At 58.4% G+C, this 20,438-nt stretch carries 19 protein-coding genes and 4 pseudogenes; 19 read left to right on the top strand and 4 right to left on the bottom strand.

The genetic code is table 11. The annotated features are described in order from the left end of the window. Window positions 1-7: 7 nt before the first annotated feature. The 16 genes and pseudogenes from alr (at window position 8) to A3AU_RS01000000135490 (ending at window position 16,343) form a co-directional block, all read left to right on the top strand. On the top strand, window positions 8-1,081 hold the full coding sequence (alr, locus tag A3AU_RS01000000135510; RefSeq protein ID WP_051355367.1) for an alanine racemase: 1,074 nt from the start codon (window positions 8-10) through the stop codon (window positions 1,079-1,081). After that, on the top strand, window positions 1,062-1,931 hold the full coding sequence (locus tag A3AU_RS1000000137930) for an HAD-IIB family hydrolase (protein ID WP_081709553.1): 870 nt from the start codon (window positions 1,062-1,064) through the stop codon (window positions 1,929-1,931). Before alr ends, A3AU_RS1000000137930 begins: the two co-directional genes overlap by 20 nt. Window positions 1,932-1,999: 68 nt before the next feature. Further along, complete coding sequence (locus tag A3AU_RS0115290) at window positions 2,000-3,226, top strand: NAD(P)/FAD-dependent oxidoreductase (RefSeq protein ID WP_027053620.1); 1,227 nt, start codon at window positions 2,000-2,002, stop codon at window positions 3,224-3,226. Window positions 3,227-3,242: 16 nt separating this feature from the next. Beyond that, complete coding sequence (locus tag A3AU_RS0115285) at window positions 3,243-4,244, top strand: 4-hydroxyproline epimerase (protein WP_027053619.1); 1,002 nt, start codon at window positions 3,243-3,245, stop codon at window positions 4,242-4,244. Window positions 4,245-4,515: 271 nt separating this feature from the next. Continuing rightward, window positions 4,516-4,653 (top strand): hypothetical protein, encoded by a 138-nt coding sequence (locus A3AU_RS1000000139870; protein ID WP_167335241.1) that lies wholly within the window; start codon window positions 4,516-4,518, stop codon window positions 4,651-4,653. Between the two features lie 132 nt (window positions 4,654-4,785). After that, window positions 4,786-4,962: pseudogene (locus A3AU_RS1000000140350) on the top strand (IS110 family transposase); the annotation flags it as partial. A 695-nt stretch (window positions 4,963-5,657) separates the two neighbouring features. Continuing rightward, window positions 5,658-7,241: an ABC transporter substrate-binding protein gene (locus A3AU_RS0115270; RefSeq protein WP_027053617.1), complete on the top strand. Its 1,584-nt coding sequence runs from the start codon at window positions 5,658-5,660 to the stop codon at window positions 7,239-7,241. A 189-nt stretch (window positions 7,242-7,430) separates the two neighbouring features. Further along, window positions 7,431-7,618: pseudogene (locus tag A3AU_RS1000000140345) on the top strand (ABC transporter permease); the annotation flags it as partial. Further along, window positions 7,572-7,811 (top strand): hypothetical protein, encoded by a 240-nt coding sequence (locus A3AU_RS0115260; RefSeq protein ID WP_027053616.1) that lies wholly within the window; start codon window positions 7,572-7,574, stop codon window positions 7,809-7,811. The pseudogene A3AU_RS1000000140345 and the gene A3AU_RS0115260, both read left to right, overlap by 47 nt. Before the next feature lie 339 nt (window positions 7,812-8,150). Beyond that, complete coding sequence (locus A3AU_RS0115255) at window positions 8,151-9,323, top strand: M24 family metallopeptidase (RefSeq protein WP_027053615.1); 1,173 nt, start codon at window positions 8,151-8,153, stop codon at window positions 9,321-9,323. 199 nt (window positions 9,324-9,522) lie between these two features. After that, window positions 9,523-10,683 (top strand): serine hydrolase domain-containing protein, encoded by a 1,161-nt coding sequence (locus A3AU_RS01000000135495; RefSeq protein WP_081709550.1) that lies wholly within the window; start codon window positions 9,523-9,525, stop codon window positions 10,681-10,683. Window positions 10,684-10,859: 176 nt separating this feature from the next. After that, a complete protein-coding gene (locus tag A3AU_RS0115245; RefSeq protein ID WP_027053614.1) occupies window positions 10,860-12,449 on the top strand; it encodes an ABC transporter substrate-binding protein in 1,590 nt (529 codons plus the stop codon). A gap of 24 nt (window positions 12,450-12,473) precedes the next feature. Then, window positions 12,474-13,409 carry an ABC transporter permease gene (locus A3AU_RS0115240; protein ID WP_032917416.1) on the top strand — a complete coding sequence of 312 codons (936 nt, stop codon included), beginning with the start codon at window positions 12,474-12,476 and terminating at the stop codon, window positions 13,407-13,409. Window positions 13,410-13,411: 2 nt separating this feature from the next. After that, window positions 13,412-14,305, top strand: a complete 894-nt coding sequence (locus A3AU_RS0115235; protein ID WP_051355365.1) for an ABC transporter permease — start codon at window positions 13,412-13,414, stop codon at window positions 14,303-14,305. A 23-nt stretch (window positions 14,306-14,328) separates the two neighbouring features. Then, window positions 14,329-15,318, top strand: a complete 990-nt coding sequence (locus tag A3AU_RS0115230) for an ABC transporter ATP-binding protein (RefSeq protein ID WP_027053611.1) — start codon at window positions 14,329-14,331, stop codon at window positions 15,316-15,318. Further along, entirely contained in the window at window positions 15,315-16,343 is a 1,029-nt protein-coding gene (locus A3AU_RS01000000135490) for an ABC transporter ATP-binding protein (protein WP_081709548.1), read from the top strand. The genes A3AU_RS0115230 and A3AU_RS01000000135490 overlap by 4 nt, the downstream gene beginning before the upstream one ends. Before the next feature lie 357 nt (window positions 16,344-16,700). Here A3AU_RS01000000135490 and A3AU_RS0115220 read toward each other — a convergent pair whose 3' ends face one another. Both A3AU_RS0115220 and A3AU_RS1000000138950 read right to left on the bottom strand, forming a co-directional pair. Further along, window positions 16,701-16,964 (bottom strand): Tn3 family transposase, encoded by a 264-nt coding sequence (locus A3AU_RS0115220; protein WP_154674596.1) that lies wholly within the window; start codon window positions 16,962-16,964, stop codon window positions 16,701-16,703. Then, a complete protein-coding gene (locus tag A3AU_RS1000000138950; RefSeq protein WP_027053609.1) occupies window positions 16,961-17,350 on the bottom strand; it encodes a hypothetical protein in 390 nt (129 codons plus the stop codon). Before A3AU_RS1000000138950 ends, A3AU_RS0115220 begins: the two co-directional genes overlap by 4 nt. Window positions 17,351-17,418: 68 nt before the next feature. Between A3AU_RS1000000138950 and A3AU_RS1000000141090 the strand changes: the two genes are divergently transcribed. From A3AU_RS1000000141090 to A3AU_RS1000000137910, 3 genes and pseudogenes are all read left to right on the top strand, one after another. Further along, the gene (locus A3AU_RS1000000141090; RefSeq protein ID WP_470362429.1) at window positions 17,419-17,634 is read left to right on the top strand and encodes a recombinase family protein; all 216 of its coding nucleotides are present in this window, start codon (window positions 17,419-17,421) and stop codon (window positions 17,632-17,634) included. Further along, a complete protein-coding gene (locus A3AU_RS1000000141085) occupies window positions 17,618-17,701 on the top strand; it encodes a recombinase family protein (RefSeq protein WP_470362430.1) in 84 nt (27 codons plus the stop codon). The genes A3AU_RS1000000141090 and A3AU_RS1000000141085 overlap by 17 nt, the downstream gene beginning before the upstream one ends. Before the next feature lie 235 nt (window positions 17,702-17,936). Beyond that, window positions 17,937-18,448: pseudogene (locus tag A3AU_RS1000000137910) on the top strand (ISKra4 family transposase); the annotation flags it as partial. 52 nt (window positions 18,449-18,500) lie between these two features. Here A3AU_RS1000000137910 and A3AU_RS1000000136875 read toward each other — a convergent pair. Further along, window positions 18,501-19,326 (bottom strand): annotated as a pseudogene (locus A3AU_RS1000000136875) (electron transfer flavoprotein subunit alpha/FixB family protein); the annotation flags it as partial. 286 nt (window positions 19,327-19,612) lie between these two features. Beyond that, window positions 19,613-20,386, bottom strand: coding sequence for an HpcH/HpaI aldolase family protein (locus A3AU_RS01000000135480; RefSeq protein ID WP_051355364.1), 774 nt, complete (start codon window positions 20,384-20,386; stop codon window positions 19,613-19,615). Window positions 20,387-20,438 lie beyond the last annotated feature (52 nt).

The raw sequence follows: 20,438 nt of genomic DNA, 5'->3' as shown, positions 1-20,438 counted from the left end.
GCCGGTCATGCTGGTCGACCTTGGTGCCATCCAGCGCAACTTTTGCAAGCTGGAGCAGATGACGAGTGGCACATGTGCAGCCATCGTCAAAGGCGATGGCTATGGCCACGGGATGCGCGAGGCATCGCGTGCGCTACGGAAGATTGGCGCAGAGTTGTTTTTTTCAGCCCGTTTCGAGGATGCTTTGACGCTTCGCGCCGATCTTGGCGCCGGGCCACGCATCGCCGTCCTCGACGGCATTTCGTTGGCGGATATGGCCGAGACCCGGGCGCGGGACATCATTCCCGTGGTCAATTCGCTGGAGCAACTTCATGTGATCTCGGCTGTGGCAAAGCAGACCGCCCAGAGGATTCCGGCCTTCATTCATCTTGATACCGCCATGAACAGACTTGGTCTTGCCCCCGAGGATGATGAGCGGGCTGAGCCCTTGCTCGCGTCCTGCAGTGTTCAGGCCTATATGACGCATTTCGCTTCAGCCGACGATGTCGATCTCGATCTTTGTCACCTTCAAGTATCCCGCCTTACCGAGCGTGCTAAGCCCTTGCCGATCGCGCCACTTTCAATCGCGAATTCCTGTGGTGTTTTTCTTGGAAGCGAACTGCACGGAGACATTGTCCGCCCCGGCAAATCGACCTTCGGGATCAACCCGCTTGCCGATGCGGATAATCCGATGGAACAACCTGCGACCATCCTCGCGCCTGTGGTCCAGATCAGGACGCTTAAGAAGGGCGATCCCGTCGGTTACTCCTCCACCTGGCATGCGCCCGCCCCGCGACGAATCGCAATTCTCGCCATTGGTTACGCGAACGGATTCATGCGCGACAACAGCAACAGGGGTTCTGTCGTGTTCGGCGGCCTGCGCGCGCCCGTAATCGGCCGCGTCTCAATGGACCTGACAACCGTCGATATCTCGGCATTCCCCGAAACGGCAGTGCATGTCGGGGCAGCGGCCGAAATTGTCGGCAATACGATCACCTACCGGGAAGTCGCTGAAACCATCGCTACAAACGAGCATGAAGCGATAATTGCGCTTGGCCGGGGCTGTAAGCGCTTCTTCGTGAATGGGGAGACAAATGTCTAGTCTCACATTCGCAAACGAGCGCTGCAGAACCGCGGTGCCACGGCTTTTCGTTTGCGATGTCGATCGAACGCTCCTGACGCATAATCATGTCTTGCTCCCAACCGTTGCGGCGGCGGCTCGGTCGCTACATTCGGTAAAGGTTCCCCTCATCCTGGCATCAGCGCGATCACCTGTGGGGTTGGAACGCGTGCATGCCGACGTGGGTGCATCGGATACGGTTTGCTGCTTCAACGGCGCGTGGATCGGAGCGCTATCATCCAGAACTACACTGAAGGAAGCGCGCCTTGATCGCGAAACAGCGCTTGAAGCAATGACATCGGTCCACGACCTCGGCGGAAGCCCTATCTGGTTCGATTTGGAGGCTTGTTTCGTTCTTGAGTCCGATGAAGCCATCGCAAGACGGCGCACCGACGTCACTGGCGACCGTCTTCAACTCATCAGCACACCAAACGAGGCACCGAAGGCCCCTTTCAAACTGCTTGGCACTTTCCCCGAAGAGATAATCGAAGCTTCCATTTCGCTTCTATCGAGCAGGTTTTCCGGCGCGCTCACAGCAGCGCAATCGGGTCCCAATCTTGTGGAACTGGTCGCAAAAGGCGTTCAAAAGGAAGTCGCCGCTGCGTTTATCGCGAGCGAGTGTGGTCTTGGTGCAAATGACGTTGCTGCAGCAGGCGACTCCGATAATGACTTGGGTCTGCTTTGCTGGGCAGGGCTGGCAATCACCGTTTCGAATGCCAAGCAGCACGTTCAAGAAGTTGCAGACATCGTGGCACCATCTTGCGATGCTGGCGGAATGGCTTTGGCTTTTGAGTGGGTGGTTGCAAGCCACTCTAGATATCCCCCTGTGTGACACCCACGGCCGCAAGGCTGAGAACGGAAGTCGACCGTCGCCCTTCCCCCCGATCTCCGGAGACCTGCATGAGCCATGTCGTCATTGTTGGAACCGGCATAGTCGGCCTTAGCGCGGCGCGGGCGCTGCTTTCCGAGGGCCACGCGGTGACGCTGGTCGATCGCGATCCATCCGGCGACAAGGCGTCCTTCGGCAACGCTGGTGGCCTCGGCGTTACCGAGATTGTTCCCGCAAGTGTGCCGGGGCTTGTATGGAAAGTGCCGGGCTGGCTGATCGATCCGCTCGGGCCGCTGTCCTTGCGCCCTGGCCATTTTCCGAAGCTGGTGCCTTGGCTATTACGCTTCATGAAAAGCGGCTCGCGCCGGGAAATGCTGCGGCTCACCTCCGCGCTCGCAGCCCTGACCGCGTCTGTTTACGACGACTTCTTGCCAATGTTGGACGAGCTCGGCCTGTCGAATGAACTTCATCGCGTCGGCGCACTCTGGGTCTACGAGACCGAAGCGGGCTTTGCCGCCGATGCCGCGGACCGCGCACTACGCCGCGGCCACGGCAGCATTTTCGAAGAAATGGATGGCAACGAGGCGAGACAGCTCGAACCCGCGCTTAGTAAAACTGTCGTGCGCGCGGCGCTGACGCCGCAATGGTCGCATTTCTCCGACCCGAAGCGGCTCGTAGACACGCTGCGCGAACACGTTGCCGCACTCGGTGCGACAATCGTTCAAGGCGAAGCGGTAGCGATTTCCGGCACTGCGATTATGCTTTCGAACGGAAAGACCGTGCCGTTCGACCGCCTGGTCATCGCTGCCGGGGCATGGTCTGCGCGGCTTGCGGCGACGATCGGCGACAGGGTGCTCCTGGAAAGCGAGCGGGGCTACAACATTACCATTCCAAATTCCGGCGTGTCTCTTACCCGGGAGGTAATTTTTGCCGAACGCAAGTTTGTCGCAACCCCGATGGACATGGGCTTACGGATCGGCGGGGCGGCGGAATTCGCCGGCCTCGATGCTCCCGCAAACTATGCCCGCAGCGATGCGCTGGCCGCCTTGGCCCGTCCTTATCTGCCAGGGCTCAAAACCGAAGGCGGTACCCGGTGGATGGGTCATCGTCCCACCACGCCCGACAGCCTGCCAGTCATCGGCCCCTCGCCCAATCGCCCCGACGTTATTCATGCCTATGGCCACAGCCATATTGGACTGACGCTCGGCCCCACCACCGGTCGTCTCGTTGCCGATCTGATTGCCGGCCGCACCGCGCCGATCGACCTCGGCCCATTCTCAGCCAGTCGTTTTTCCTGAACCGGGAGCCTACGCTATGAACCCGCATACCTTTTTCTGCGTCGACGCCCATACTTGCGGCAACCCAGTGCGCGTCGTCACTGGTGGCGCGCCGATGCTACCCAACGTGAGTATGGCCGAGAAGCGCCAGATTTTTCAAGCCGAGCACGACTGGGTACGCAGGGCGCTGATGTTCGAACCGCGCGGCCATGATGTAATGTCGGGCTCTATTCTCTATCCGCCGTCACGTGAGGATTGCGATATCGGTGTGCTGTTCATCGAGGTTTCCGGCTGCCTGCCGATGTGTGGTCACGGCACCATCGGCACCGTGACGGTCGCTTTAGAACAGGGCCTCGTCCTGCCAAAAATCGAAGGGAAGCTTGCTATCGAGGCTCCAGCCGGTTGCGTCGAGATTGAATATCGTCGTGAAGGCCGCTTTGTGGAGGAAGTTCGCCTCTTCAACGTGCCGGCCTATCTGCATGCCATCGAAACCGCGATCGACGTACCCGGCATGGGTGAACTGGTGGTGGACGTATCCTATGGCGGCAATTTTTATGCCATCATCGAGCCGCAAAAGAACTGGGCCGGTCTCGACAGCATGAGCGCTGAGGAGATCCTCCATTTGAGCCCGCTGGTGCGCCGGCTCGTGCAGGAAAAGGTCGCTCCAGTGCATCCCGAAGACGACCGCATCGCCGGTGTCAGTCATGTTATGTGGGCGGACAAGGCCAAGCATCCGGAGGCGGACGCCCGCAACGCTGTGTTTTATGGCGAGCGCGCCATCGACCGCTCGCCCTGCGGAACCGGCACGTCGTCGCGCATGGCGCAGCGCGTGGCCAAGGGTCTGCTCAAGGTCGGAGACACCTTCGTGCACGAATCCATCATCGGGACCCTGTTTCACGGCCGCGTCGAGAGCGAAGCAACGGTCGCGGGGCGCTCGGCCATCCGGCCGAGCATCGGCGGCTGGGCGCGGGTAACTGGCTACAACACCATTCTCGTTGACCAACGTGACCCGCTCGCCTTTGGCTTCGAGGTTCGCTGAGGAGACCGGCGGCGATCCTTCTAGAACGCGACTACGCCGTGGCCGACCTACCCGAGTTCGCGTGCGTTATATCGCAACGCGGCATCCATCTATTCGGGAATTGGTTCACCCAATACTGCCGGATCACACAGAACTTTTTGGAGCGCCGCACTTCGATCCAGCTGCCCCATCTCGCAAAAGTCGGCATGCGCTAGCGAACTTCGCGGCGCGGCGCTTCACCTCGGCGTCAGCCGCTAGGCCTCTCCGGCGAGTCGTCGCCGATCTGGACAAGATGGATGAAGTTAGCGACGGCGGCCACGCCGAATTGCTGGACAACGGCTCGATCAAGGGCACGCTCGACTATCACAACGGCGACGAGGCCATCCGCAAAGCCAAGCGCGACACTTCTTCAATACCCTGCTGGACTTAGACTAGAATAAGACTAGATGCCGTAATGGGCCGGCCTTCGCGAGCATAGCCAGGTTGGGTGGCTGTCCCTCAGAATGATGGTGTTGAAACAGAGTCCGAGCGATCGGCTCTAAGCATCATGAGAGGAACAGCCATGGAACACTATGTGGCAATCGATGTCTCTGTGGAAGAGAGCAGCGTGTGCATTGTGGACGCGACCGGAAGGATCATCCGCGAGGTCAAGATCGCCAGCGCGCCGGAGGCACTGGTGCGCTATTTCGACGAACTGGAATTGTCTGTCATCCGCATTGGGCTCGAGGCTGGGCCATTACGGCATCTAGGCCCCTCCCTCATAGATTCGGGCGAGCCTCGGGAACTTCTCCTTGGGCGCGGCGGCTCCGTAGAAGCTGCCCGGGGTGGCATGCCTCCGGCCGAGTATGAAGGGCGCGACATCGACCCGAGTGTCGGGTCTTGAGACACGATCAAATTCGGTTCGGCGCCGGTGCTAGGATTCCCGCCGCTAGCTCCATGCTGTCCTTGCGACAACCGCCTCGATGCGTAGTCCACGCCTTAGTTCGTTGGGAGGACGGTCTGGCGCATGTGACTTGCTGGCCGAGTTCACGACATAGGTCGCCCAATCTTTGCGATCTCCAACGCCGCGCGCCAGCGGTCCACCGCGATGATTGCCCCGCGGGCGATCTTCGCACCTAAATGGCACTGAAGCCTACCCCACCGCATGCGGTTACGGCCACGACTCGCGGATAGTCGCGATGTTGAGCGCGGCACCATGCCCATCGTAACGGCAACCAAAAAATATTTGACTCTCCACGACAATATGTCGACATTGTCCAATCGGGGCAGTCCATTCTGCACAAAACAAATGATCGGCATCTGGGAAGCAGGAGGGGACCGGGGTGAGATACTGCAATGGTTCGCGACGCGCCGAAAGCAGTGCCTAGGGCCAGATTGCGCGGATCGACAAAATTGAAGCACCAGCCATGAAGGCGTGGAAGAAAGGGGAATACGATGAATGACGAGATGCGTTTTCTCAGCGTGCGGGTCGCGAAAGGTAAACTGTCCCGCCGCGCGTTTTTGGGGCGAGCCGCAGCGCTCGGTGTCAGCACGGCTTTGGCTAACAACTTGCTTGCCACGGCTGCTAGTGCTGAGGGACCCGTCAAAGGCGGCTTGCTCAGAGCAGGGTCGCCGGGTGGATCGGCTGCGGACAGCCTCGATCCAGCACTCGTAGGGGGCTCGGCTCCCTTTCTCTTCGTCCGCCAATGGGCCGAGCAGCTGGTGCAGATCGACTCCAAGGGCGAGCTTCAGCCGGCACTCGCCGAGGAATGGGGCGCATCCAAGGACGCCAAGATTTGGACCTTCAAGATTCGCAAGGGCGTTCAGTTTCACAATGGCAAGGAAATGACCCCCGCCGACGTGCTGGCCACGATGGAGCGCCATTCCGACGAAAAGTCGAAGTCCGCCGCGCTCGGCATTATGCAGAGCATCGACAAGATTGCCGTCGACGGCCAGAACGTCGTCTTCACCCTTAAGGACTCCGTTGTCGACCTGCCGTTCCTAATGGACGACTATCACCTTATGATCCAGCCGAACGGCGGCAAGGACAACCCGATCGGAGGCATCGGGACCGGTCCCTACAAAGTCACGGTCAATGAAGCCGGTGTGCGCCTCGGCGGCGAAAAGTTCGCCGGCTATTGGCGAAGCGACCGCGGCTTTGCCGACGAGATCGAAATCATCGTCATCAACGACGCAACCGCCCGCATGACGGCATTGCAGAGCGGCCAGGTTCACATGATCCGAGCCATCGAGCCCAAGGTGATCGAACTCATCAAGCACATCCCAGGCATCACCATCCGCAACGTCGCGGGCAAGGGCTACTACACTTTCAACATGCATTGCGACACAGCGCCCTTCGACAACAACGATCTGCGCCTTTCGCTGAAATACGCTATCAACCGCGAGGAGATGGTGCAGAAAATCCTAATGGGCTACGGTTCGGTCGGCAACGACACGCCGATCAACAAGGTCTATCAACTGTTCAGTGAGATGGAGCAGCGCACCTACGACCCCGACAAGGCCGCGTTCCACTACAAGAAGTCGGGCCACGACGGCTCCGTGCTGCTGCACGTCTCGGACGCCGCCTTTCCGGGCGCCGTCGACGCCGCACAGCTCTACCAGGCGAGTGCGGCGAATGCCGGCATCAAGCTGGAGCTCAAGCGCGAGCCGGCCGACGGCTACTGGTCGGAAGTCTGGGATAAGCAGCCGTTCTGTCCCTCTTACTGGGGTGGCCGTCCGACTCAGAACTTGATGTATTCTACGGTTTATTATTCCAAGGCCGTTTATAACGAGACGAACTTCTTCAATGAAAAGTTCGATAAGATGCTGCTCGAGGCGCGTGGCGAACTCGATCCAGTCAAGCGCAAGAAGCTCTATTTTGACATCGGTACGATTCTCCGCGACGAAGGCGGCGCGATCATCCCGATGTTCAACGACTTCATCGACGCGACCGGGCCGAAAGTCGGCGGTTGGGAGAACGACAGCAATGGGGAAATGATGAACGGCTACGCGTTGTCTAAGTGCTGGCTCCAGGCCTGAGACAGGCCGTGCACCCATGTCCTCGCCGATCGTGAAGCTCATCGCCCAGCGCGTAGCGCTGGGCATCCTCTTGTTGCTCGCCTATCGGTGCTGATCTGTCGGCACTAATCTGCTTCCGGGCGACGTTGCACAATCCAATCTCGGCCAGTCGGCGACGCCGCTCGCGCTCGAGAACCTCCCGCCTTTCTCGTGGTAGTCGTTGAGGTGTTCTCCGTCTATCCGGGCATGGGCGAGTATCTGGTCGACCATGTCGCCATGCGGGACGTGCTGGTCGTCGAGGCTGTTGGCCTGTCTTCGCCGCGCCTATATCTTTCCTTAATGTCATAGGCGATGTGGCGGCGATCCTCGCCAATCCGCGCCTCCGGCATCCGGGGTGAGGATGGCACGGTGTTAAGACGTATTTCGCTGATTGGCCTTGTTATCATCACCTTCTTCTTCCTCGTGACGATCTTTGCACAGTGGATCGCCCCCTGCGGCCTCGGCGACATCGCCGGCAGTGTCTGGGAGGCGATATCGGCGAAATCTCTTTTAGGCACCGCAATCTTCGACGCGACCTGCCCTCGTGCATGATCTAAGGCACCCAGACGACGATCCTGATCCGGTGCTGGCGATACTGCCTTCCTTCTCGATGGGTGCGATCCCGGCTTCACCGCTGCGGTGGTCGGCGGCTGGGTTTGATATGCTTCGCCGGGATGTTGGACCCCGGCTCCACGCCCCCCTCGTTAACGGCACAACCAAACAGTCGTCGGCGAACTTTGATTTCACTTCCAAAAAAAGCATTTGACAAGTCGCGACAATATGTCGACAGTAGGAGAAAGATTGAGCGGTGCGACGACTTTTCCCAAGCCTGCTCGTGGAAACGGCCTTGGACAAGCTTATGAAATGGCCAATTTGGAGAGGAGGTTTTGTATGAACGACAGGAACATTGTGCAGGCGTTTGAGACGTCGGAGTATCGCGCTCGCCTCGATAAAGTGCGTGCTTTGATGTCCAATTCAGGGATGGACGCGCTGGTGGTCATCTCGAAGGCCGATCAGTTCTATCTCCTCGGGTGCGACGCCCCCGATGCGAGCGATTACGCTGTGCTGGTGACGCTCGATGACGATCCTTATTTTATCCTACGGAAGATGGATGCTGACGGTGCGACGGAAGCCGGATGCTGGCTTTCGAAAGATCGGATTATTGCTTATCCGGAAAGCTACGTAGGCGGCACAGATGGGAAAAGCGTCTGGGAATACATCGCTCAATTTATCAAGAGCAAGGTGAAGGCGTCCGCACGTATCGGCGTTGAAGTGTCCGGCCTGGGCGTGTTCAGCTATCGAAAGCTTGTCGCCACATTGGGAGGTCAGGAGCCGATCGACGCTAGTGACCTGGTAGGGGCATGCAAGGTGGTCAAGTCCGAGCGCGAACTGATTTATATGCGCGAGGCGGCCACGATCGCGGAACGGGCTATACTTGCTGGCATCGACAAGATCGCCGTCGGCGCTAGGCATCCTGACGCAGTCGCGGCGACCATGTCAGCGCTTTGTGCCGGTACGAAAAGCATTCCCGGTGGACCGGGGCCTTTTGTTTACCTCCGCGGCGGCGAGTTCGCCAAGGCACCACATCAGCAGTGGAAGGACGACTTATTCGCGGCTGGGCAGGAATATTATCTGCTATGTGGCGCGACCCGGCTCCAGTACCCAGTTGCATTGGCGCGGATTGCTCATGTAGGTCCAGTTGCGCCACACCGGAAGCATCGGCACGAGGCGGGCATGGCCGGGTTCCATGCGGTGGTGGATGCTATGCGCCCGGGCGCGACCTGCGCTGATGTGGCGCGCGCCTATCAAGGGGCTATTCGGCCGTACGGGTTCATAAAGGAGGAGGGGCGCTTCGGTTACTCCCTGGGACTCGGCTTTATCGATGGCCCTAGTTTGGCATTTAACAACGACACCCAGATCGTGGCCAATATGACTTTCCACTTCGAGTCCACTTTCATTGATCGCGACGAAACGTACTTGCTGAGTGACACTGTTCGGGTCACCGATACTGGCGCGGAGCTGCTGACCACCGTACCCCGCGACCTTTTCGAGCGTCCCGTGTGAAACACCGGAGCTCGGCAAACTCGCGCAGCAAAATTGCCGAGCTCCGCCTACCTCCCGTAGCTTGCGAATGCTTCTGGCGGAGCACCCTGTAAAGGCCGGGCTTCGTGGGGCAATGGAAGCGAACTTTTGAAGAATGAGAATGATGATCTGAAACAGATTATCAAACCCGAGACCAAGAACCCATCAGGATACCTGACCCATGACGGTTGCCTCGATACCCAATCCAGACCTGGTCGTCTCGCCGATCGATAATAGTGTACACTGGAATCTGGCGAACAATCGCCGGCATAGTTTTCAGAATCTGCATACTATCGCCCGTTACGTCACATCCCTGCGTTCGCCTCGCGTGCTACCGTTCAAGAAAGATATCGACTGGACTATTGGAGAGCGCCCCGACGTCGCGCGGTTTCTGTCCGTACCGCATTTCTCCGGCTTCGTCGTGGCGCGTGACGATCGCATCCTCTATGAGGCCTATGCTTCGGACTTCGGCCCGGACAGGCCGCAGACCCTGATGTCCATCACAAAGACAATCCTCAACATCATGCTTGGCCGGTGCGTCGCAGACGGTCTTCTCGATCTCGACCGACGGGTCAAGGACTATCTGCCTGAGATCGGGACGGGATACGGGGAGGCGACCGTCCGGGCAGTGTCCGACATGAATGTCGTCAACAACTATAGCGATGATGGTGACTGGTTTGCCCTGGAACTCGCTGCAGGTTTGCGTTTACCGGCGACCGATGGGAGTGAGTTGACGATCCGCTCATTCATCCGCGGCATCACCGGAGAAGATCTGATTAATCGAACTGGACACCTGATCTACAACTCGGCTAGCCCCGAAGTGCTCGGCTGGATCGTCGAGCGTGTTAGCAAGCGATCGCTAAGTAGCTGGCTTATCGAGATCGTTGATGGAGCAGGCCTGGAGAACTCCTTCCATATCCTTTGCGATCGCGACGGGGTGCCGTCGCTTGGCGGGCTCGCCTCCCTTTCCGCCCGTGATCTCGCACGCTACGGTTTAATCTTCGCGCGTCGGGGCGAGGGCATTGACGGGCGCCGTGTCGCCGATGCTGGCTTCATCGACGAAACGCGTCGCAACCCCGGACCTACTTGGCCAAAGCCGCGAGAGGGGATGTACTATAGCCGCTGCACGACGACGGACGGCACTTGGCTCGGCCACGGGGGGTATGGGGGGCAGTACCTGCTCGCTAACCCCGACACCGGCATCGTCGTCGTCTACATGGGCGTGCACGAAAACCAGAGCGGTGACGACGGCGAGATTTACCCACCTCTAATCAACATGATGGCCGAACTCGCAGCATCCGAATCCATTGGTCCTGGACGATCTGTCTTTAGCGGAACTTGATTAGCGCATCGGAAGCCGACCGTGGAAGCTATTGTCCAGAGCATCGACCGCCGCACTCTTCTTTTGGGAGGAGCCGCTTGGTCGTTGGCATCAAGGGGCGACAAGAACTCAAGTGGTACATCAGCTGAGTGATGGCCGAACTCGCAGCAGCTAACTAACCGGAATGGGAGGAAAGTATGGAAGGCATTATCAAGAATATCGACCGCCGCAGTCTTCTTAAGGTAGGAGCCGCCTTGGGCGGTGGTATCATTGCTAGCGGCGTGCCGCTTTCGCAGGTGATCTGGGCGGCAGAAGGTAAAGTGCTGAAGGTCGCCCTTCAGTTTGATCTCACTACTTTGGATCCTGGCTTTTACGCCTCGACTTACGAAGTTAACGTGATGAACTGCCTTTATTCCAAGCTAACGCGTTATAAATCAGGGGCCGAATGGGGCTGGGAACTGGAGGCGGCGGAAAAACTCGAGCAGGTCGATCCAACGCATATTCGTTTCCGTCTGAAGAAAGGCATTCAATTCACCGGCGGTTATGGTGAGATGACTGCCAAGGACGTCAAGTTCTCATTTGAACGCATCATCAAGCACAAGTCGCCGGACATGTCTGAGCTAGGCTCCTTGGATCATGTCGAGATCGAGGACGATCATACGGGCGTTATAGTGTTCAAGACTCCGTTTGTGCCGGTATGGAACCTCACATTTCCTTTTGGGGTCGGTCATATCGTTTCCGAGCAGGCGGTGATGAAGGCGATCAAGGACGGCGGCAATTTCGGCATGAAACCGCCGGTGTTCTCTGGGCCCTATGTGCTCTCGGACTGGAAGCAAAACCAATACACACTGTTGACTCGTAATCCCGAGTGGTCTGGACCAAAACCAGGATTTGATGAAATCCGCATCGTCACGATCACGGACATTAAGACGGCGGAACGCGCGTATCAGGCCGGAGATGTTGATTTCGCGACGATCGGTCTCGATTCACTGGCGACGTTCAAAAGCAATCCGCCGCCTGATACAAAGATTGAGGAGCATCCCTCGCTCCGTTACATCTGGCTTGGTATGAATATGGATAACCCGAAGCTGAAGGACATCAATGTCCGCAAAGCAATTCAATGGGGCATCAATGTACCGCAGATCCTGGACGCCGCCTATGCGGGGCAGGCCAACGTGGCAACGGGGATAATTCCGCCAGGTATGATCGGGTATCGCGAAAAGGCGCTTGTTCCACCGGAAGGCGACCTCGCCAAGGCCAAGGAGTTCCTTGACAAGGCCGGTGTCAGCAACCTGCAGTTAACCATCGATTGTGACAACAGTGGCATACCTTCGATAATCGCCCAGACGATTCAGGCGCAGTTGTCGCAGATCGGCATTACTGTCCAAGTCAATACCCAGGACACCGGTTCCTACAGCGGCATCGGCCAGGAATCGGAAGGTGATCGCTGGAAGGACTTGCAGCTCTTTATCAGAAACGACGGCAGTCTGCCTGATCCTTCTGAGTACACGGCCTGGTTCGTGAAATCCCAGGTGGGCGTTTGGAATTGGACGCGCTTCCGAAGTGATCGCTATGACGAGCTCAACGCCAAGGCAGTCACGATTGAAGATCCAAACGAGCGCGCAAAGCTCTATTACGAGATGCAGGACCTCTTGGAGGATTCGGGTGCCCACCGGTTCCTGACAAATGGTGGTACTCCTGTCGTGTACCGCACGACTAAGATAAAAGCTGCGACCCGTCCGGACGGCGTGCCTTTGTATCTCGACTTCAAGCCGGCTTCGGCTTAAGCGGCGACGTCGGGGCCGAGGCAGTTGTTTTATCTTTGTAAGAGGTTGGTCCTCGCGGTCACGATCATCGTGACCGCGGTCACCCTGCTTTTCCTCATGATCCATGCGGTGCCGGGGGACCCCGCTGCAATTCTGCTCGGCCCCCGGGCGACGCCTGAGATGAAGGCGCTGCTGCATCAGGAGATGGGACTCGACAAGCCGTTTCTCGTGCAGATCGCCACCTTCTTCGGCGGACTGCTCCACGGCGATCTCGGCTATGATGTGTTCAGCCAGAGACCTGTCGCCGACATCGTGTTTTCGCAATTGCCCTACACGATTGAGCTGATCCTCGTCTCGATCTTTTGGGCCGCCGCTATCGCCGTGCCGCTAGGGTGCTACTCTGCCATGCGGCGCAATTCCTTGCTCGATCAGGCGGTTGGAGTAATCGCGGTGGCTACCATCGCCATTCCTTCCTTTGTCATGGCAGTCTACGCATTGCTGATCTTCGCGGTTGCCCTCCGCTGGCTGCCGGCGATTGGGGCTGGAAACGGCTTCCGGGACGGGTTGATCCATCTGATCCTGCCGAGCTTTGCAATGGGAATCGGTTGGGTGGGCTACATCTCTCGGCTGGTGCGCGCGTCCATGCTCGAAACGCTGGGTGAGAACCATATCCGGATGGCTCGCTCTTTCGGGATTTCGGAATGGCGCATTGTTTCCCGCTACGCTCTGCCGCTTGCGATCTTGCCAACGGTAACCATCTTGGGCGTAGGGATCGCATGGCTGCTGTCGGCAGCAGTGTTTGTCGAGGTGGTGTTCGCAAGACCGGGGATCGGCGCGCTGATCGTGCAGGCAGTGAATGCGCGCAACTATCCGATTGTGATGGGGGTTGTCGTGGTCACGACCTTCCTTATCGTGATAGCAACGACGCTCTCTGACCTCATCAACGCCGTCCTTGACCCTCGGACCCGGGAAAAGCTCTGATTATGACGAGCATTGACACGATTGGTACAGAAGCTCCCGCAAGGCACAATCCAGGTGCCGTCGGAGCTTTCCTGCGGCAACTGCTTAAAAACCGTCTGGGCATGCTTGGCGCGGTGCTTGTCTTGGTCGTGGTGGCGAGCGCGATCTTTGGGCCGCTCATCATCACACATGACCCCATCCGCATTATGATCGGGCCTCGTTTGGCAGGACCTTCAGAAAATTTTCTTCTTGGCACGGATCAACTCGGCCGTGACACTTTTTCGCGTACCATCATGGGCGGCCGCATCCCGCTTCTCGTTGCCTTTGCATCGCTCGGCAGTTCGCTTGTCGTTGGGCTCGTGCTTGGCCTGATAGCAGGGTTCGGGCCGCGCTGGCTCGACAATCTTCTGCTACTATTCTTCGACACAATTCGCTCCTTTCCCGGGATCATTTTTGCGTTGGCCATCATCGCGCTTCTTGGCCCCAGCATGTCCAGCGTGATCCTAGTCATCGCAGTAACATCGATGCCGATCTATGCGCGTGTCGTGCGCACCCAAACGCAAGCCCTGCGCAACTCCGATTACATTGACGCGGAGCGCAGCATGGGCGCCAGCATGACGCGCATCCTCGCCGTTCACATGCTGCCAAACGTGATTGGTCCGCTTGTTATTCTTGTGAGCATGGATGTGCCTGCGGTCATCGCCGTGCAAGCGGGTCTCAGCTTTCTCGGCATGGGTGTGCAGCCACCCACGCCCGACTGGGGAGCTATCCTCAATGATGGCTATAGCTATATCAATCAGACCCCCTGGCTGGTTTTTGCCGGCGGCATTCCAATAGTGGTCGCCACGCTGGGCTTCACATTCCTTGGCGAGGCATTGCGTGACATATTCGATCCCAAGCTGCGGAAAGACTTATGAGACGTGAGGATCCGACACCGCCAATGTCCGCCCATCCGCTTCTCGAGGTTCGGAACCTCAATCTCGACTTCGGCTCGCCACGCGGACGTGTTCATGCACTGCGCAACGTATCGCTGGACGTGCCGACCGGACAGATAGTCGGCATCGTCGGGGAGAGTGGATCCGGCAAATCCACGCTTGCCTATACTGTTATGGGTCTACTTCCAGAAAACGCTCAGGTTACCGCCGGCAGCATCGTATTTGAAAGACGCGACCTGCTTACGCTGACTGCCCAGGCGCGACGCAGTCTGATGGGCGATCGCCTCTCCATGATCTTCCAGGATCCGATGACCGCGCTCAATCCGGTGCGGACGATCGAGAGCCAGATGATCGATATCCAACACCACGAACAACGAGGCCGTAGTGAAAAGCGAGCTCGTGCAATCGACATGCTCAAGCGCGTCGGAATTCCCGATCCGCAAAGCCGCATCGGGAATTATCCGCATCAGTTCTCTGGTGGCATGCGCCAGCGCATCTGCATTGCCATGGCACTTCTGGTGAGACCGTCGCTGCTCATCGCCGACGAGCCGACCACAGCGCTTGATGCAACGTTGGAAGTCCAGATCATTCATTTGCTCAAGGATCTGCAAAGGGAGATCGGTTGCTCCATCCTATTTGTCTCACATCATCTCGGCGTCGTCGCTGAATTGTGCGACCGAGTCGCCGTCATGTATGCGGGCGAGGTGGTGGAGCAGGGCGCGGTGCGGGACATCTTTCATACTCCGGGCCATCCCTACACTCGGGCGCTGCTTGAGTGCGACCCTGGACGGATCAAACAGCGGACGCGCAATTTGCCAACCATCCCGGGAGAGGTCCCCAGCATGCTCGGAAGCAAAAAGGGATGTATCTTCCATCCGCGGTGTCCTCACGCCTTCGATCGCTGCGTGTATGAGACGCCTGGCGAATACCGTGTCGCTGCCGACCAGGTCGCGCGATGCCATCTGCTCGATCGAGCCGGGATGGTTGCGACATGAGTGCGGTGCTGAGTGTCGAGGACCTGCGCGTCCGCTTCCGCACCATGGGCTCACTGAAGGCGCTCACCACGGGCACGGCAGACCCTTTCATTGACGCTGTGTGCGGCGTTTCCTTTGAAATCCGCAAGGGCGAGACGCTTGCCCTCGTCGGCGAAAGCGGATCTGGCAAATCCACCATCGCGCGCACGATTATCGGCCTTCAGCCGGCTTTTGGCGGCAGCGTTAGTTTCGACGGGCAGGAACTTATCGGCCTCAAAGCGGCCGAACGAAAGTCCTACCTGCGTCGCATGACGATGATGTTCCAGGATCCCGTGGGGTCCCTCTCGCCGCGGATGACCGTGCAGTCGCTCCTCACCGAGCCATTCCGCATACACGGCGTGAGCAATCGCGATCCTGGTGCCGAAGCGGAGCGCCTGTTGCGCATGGTCGGCTTGCCGGCGGACTTTGGGCGCCGCTATCCCCACCAGCTCTCTGGCGGACAGGCCCGGCGTGTCGGCGTCGCTCGTGCCCTTGCACTCAACCCAGACCTGATCATCGCCGACGAGCCCACAGCTGGGCTCGACGTGTCGGTCCAGGGCGAGGTGCTTAATCTGCTTGCTCGCCTCCAGGATGAACTGGGGATCGCCATCCTGATCATCACCCACAACCTCAACGTAGTCCGCCACATGGCCGATCGTATGGCGATCATGTACCTGGGCCGGGTTGTCGAGATCGGCTCAACCGAAAGCATTTTCGACCATCCGCGCCATCCTTATACGGAAGCCTTGCTCTCGGCCAATCCGGTGCCCGATCCCGATGCCGTTCTCAACCGAATCGAAATCAAGGGCGAGGTGCCGAGCATGCTGAGACGGCCAACCGGCTGTGAGTTTCACACGCGGTGCCAGTACGCGCAAGACATCTGCCGCCGAGTCTTCCCCGCACCTTCAGCAAACCCCGATGACGCAGGGCACAGCTTCAGATGCCACTTCCCGCTGCAACAAAAATCGCAGCAGGCGGCGGATTCAGCAGCTGCCATCTCGCGGTAGCGTGTGGCTCTGGGAAGGAAGGACGAGGGGGACGACTGCCGATCATTGAGACAACCTACGGCGCGCTAAAGACCGAGGGTGCGGTATGATCCTGGCCGCACGTTGATGCACAGCGGTACAAGGTAACTCTTGGAGGAGAGCGCTGGATCACGTGGTTGGCGATAAGCCTTTGAATACCTTGCTCTACCAATGCCGCTGCGTCCGGTCCCTCCCATTGACCGAGGTTTGCGCGGCGCGCCCTGCCGGTTACCTCCCGATCGGCAGGGCGCTTTTCTAGGATGTTGGATGGTTCACTTGCAGGTGAAAAGGCTGGCGAAGGCAATTGGAATAATCTCGAACGCATAGCCGCAATATGGGTCAGTTGCGACATTCCGCAGCTTTCTTCTTCAGCAGGGGACAAGCGACGAGAATGGCGGTGAGCAGCGCAAGCTTATTGTCGGCAGACCGGCCCGTGCGCAGGTGGGTGAAGGCGTTCGAGAATCCTGTGCGTGAGTCCACTTCGAGGATCATGTCGGTGATCCGGATTGGCGGCAACCGGGACTCTACCTTGGGCTTCAACGACCTGGCGACGTTGGGCAATGCAGCCTTATGCGGAGTGACGTTGAAGCCGATTTCGGTCAACTCGACATCATCGAGTTCTCCCGTCTCTGCGAGCCGAGCAAGGTCGGACAGGCCTTGTTCAGGATCGTTCGCTGTTCCTGAAGGTAGATTTCGACATCGGTCTCGACCGCGACTGGCAATGGCCCTTCCTCGCGCATCAGCGCGAACGTTGGCGTCGGAATGAGAAAGCTTTCGAACGACTGGAACCGCTTCGATCCCTCGACCCAGACATCGCCGGCATTAAGCCGGCGCTTCAACTCGCTGAAGACGCAGAACTCGTAGGCTTTGCGGTTGATCCTGCCATCTTCCAGGACAATGGGCAGCCAGCTTTTCGGCGCAAAGGAAATAGGCGGTCTGGCAGGGACGTTGCGCTTGCCCGTCCGATAGAGATCGGTGATGGTTGCCAAAGGTCCGCAAGAGATTGGCTGCGACTGCGTGGCCGCGAAACACGAAGGTCGAAAGAAATTCCTCCGGCGTGAAGACCGAGCGGCCCGGACTGGCCGATGCAATTCGCTATGTCAGGGAAGGAGAAACTCTGGCGGTCTGGAAGCTCGACCGGCTTGGTCGCTCGATGAAACACCTGATCGAAATCATCACGGGAGCTCGATGCCAAGGGTGTCGGATTCCGGTCTCTGGCCGAGAATATCGACACGACCACTTCAGGCGGGCGGCTGGTGTTCCATCTCTTTAGGGCACTGGCACAGTTCGAACGCGATCTGATCGGAGAGCGCACGAGGGCCGGACTGAAAGCGGCTTAGGATCGTGGCCGGCGTGTCGAGAACCCGCTGTCACCCCGGACAAACTGAGGAAAGCTCGCCAACACTTGGCAAGTGGGTTGAACGTCCGAGAGGCCGCCGACCGTGTGAAAATCGGGAAAACCGCGCTCTACGCCGCCCTCAAAGCGGAAAAATCAAAAGCCAAAATCCGGTCAGCGTCCTGAGTTCTTTCTATGTCTCAAAAGTCGGACAATCCGCTGCTTTCGTGTCGTGAGGCCAACGTGTCCTCGACTGGTTCCACATCACCATGCGCATCACGGTCCTGCGCCAATTCACGCAAGGGCTGGAAACCACAACGAGCAGGCCGGACAGGACCTGCTTGATACGCTGCGCAGGATCAAATGGCATCTCTGGCATGGCAATGTGTACCGTGCCCGTGAGGCAATCGACGACCTGCAATTCGATGCGGAAGCGCTCGAAACGGACTACCCGAACATGCGCAAATTTCTCACCGCCATCGGCGAGTTCCGATCCTACATCGCTTCCAACAGCGCAAGCCTGATCAACTACGGCGAACGTTACCGGTCCGGTGAGCGGATTTCCTCGGCCTTCGTCGAGGCAACCGTCAATGCCCTCATCAGCAAGCGGTTCGCGAAAAAACAGCAGATGCAGTGGAGCAGGATCAGCGCGCATCTTCTGCTGCAAACCAGAACGCAGACCCTCGACGGCTCCCTGCGCTCGACCTTCCAGCAACGGTATCCCGGTATGGCTAACGACAATCACGAACCTCAGACGAAACAGCACTCGCCGCATAACCGCCCCACACTTCCTCATGCTCCTCGGTCTGGCCGACCTGCCAGTCATTGGGTGCATGGCCGGCATCGACGGCGGCACCGAGCTTGTCAGCGATCGGCAGAATGACCTCCTGGAATTTTTCCGCCGAGCCCAGCGCACGACCACCCGAGATGATGATCTTGGCCGAGGTAAGCTCCGGACGGTTAGTGTCGGAGAGCTTGTTCTCGACAAAGGACGATATACCGGGGTCGGCTGCCGCCGAGACAATCTCGACGGCAGCCGCATTGCCTTGGGAGGCGACGGGAAATGAAGCGGAGCGCACGGTGATGATCTTCTTGGCGTTGGTCGACTGCACCGTCTCGATGGCGTTGCCGGCATAGATCGGCAGCTTGGAACGTGTCGGGCGAAACCAGTTCGATGATCTCAGAGACCTGCGCGACATCGAGCAGGGTTGCCACGCGCGGCGCGACGTTCTTGCCCGAGGAGGTGCCGGGGGCGATGATCGTGTCGTAGCCACCGGCCAATGAAACGACGAGCGCGGCCATAGGTTCGGCGAGGTGCTCGGTGAGTTCGTCGGCTTCGGCCAGCAGCACCTTACTCACACCCTTGAGCTTGGCGGCGGCATCGGCCGCCGGCTTGAGGTAGGAAGCCGGCATCACCGGACCTCATGGCCCGGCCCCAGAACGCGGACCCAGTAGTGTCCGGTGGCACAGGCCTCGATGCCAATCAGGCAAGAGGGCATCGCTTAAAAGAACCCTGCAACATCGTCGCGGCGCAACCTCCGACGGACAACTGCACCGCTGCCGTCAATGCCATGAACCTGAAAGACCTGCTTGGCGATTATCCAGACCGATTGTCATAATCTTCTCCATGGACGGCACGCACTTCCTCTTGTGACTTAAGACAGCCACACTATGGAGGCCGTCCACCCCATCCGGTCAGCGGGCAAAGATCTTGGAAACGTCCTCCACTTCGATTTTGGAATACTTGGATATGCGTCACTTGGCCGTGGATCCGAACGGGCAAAGTGGACGGAGCAGCATTCGCCTGAGTTCAGTTCTATAAAACGAGAAGTTGAGCTGGTATCTGATGTCGCTCGGGCCGGCAACCACCAAGACGGCCCAACGTTTCGCAATTTTAGGTCGATCAATGAGCGGTCTACTTAGCGAGAAACGCGTTGTGGAAATCTTTCGCTACAGCGCGGCCGCCCTCTAAAACGAAACCAGGGTCTGTTCCGTAGGTGAACAAGCTGAGGCCCAGCTCTTGGAACCTCAACAGATAGTCTATGTATGCCACGTCAATGCCCGATGCTATGCCGTGTTTGTTAGCGGCGGCCGCGACTGCCTGACAGGCATCAAGCAACCCAGGCGTGAGCTTTCCCGGTTCCATGCCCAAGGAAAGGGCAAGGTCTGCCGGGCCGATAAAGAGCGCGTCAACGCCAGGCGTTGAGGCTATATCATCCAGATTGTTGAGAGCCTCTCGTGTCTCAATCTGGACTACGACAGCCAAGCTAGAGTTCGCATCGTTTCGATACTCTGCATCCTTCTGGTAATAGTTCGATGCTCTCCACGCTCCAGATCCGCGCTTTCCCGCAGGCGGATATTTTGCGGACGACACAGCATCGATGGCTTCGACACCCGAATTTACCATTGGCACCATGATGCCGTTCGCACCATGATCTAGCGCCGCTTTTATAAGGTCAACCCTGTTCCAAGCGACTCTATAAAGTACAGGCATGCCATATCGTTCGGTCGCTGGAAGAATATCTAAAAGTGCGCTGGGTGGAATGGGTCCATGCTCGCCATCGACCACAAGAAAATCTAGATTAGTCTGCGCCAGAGTCTCTGCGACCATCACATGTGGAATCTGCATCCAGGCCCCAATTTGCGGTTTTCCCGACCTGATCGTTTCAGCGAACGTATGTTTTGCCATTTCACCAACCTTTGCACACCCAAGTGAATTGTTCTCACGGGGACGATGGCGG

The organism is Mesorhizobium erdmanii USDA 3471, assembly GCF_000472705.1.
Classification (GTDB): Bacteria; Pseudomonadota; Alphaproteobacteria; order Rhizobiales; family Rhizobiaceae; genus Mesorhizobium; species Mesorhizobium erdmanii.
The sequence above is the reverse complement of the archived record's forward strand: the minus strand, read 5'-3'. Positions and strand labels throughout refer to the sequence as shown.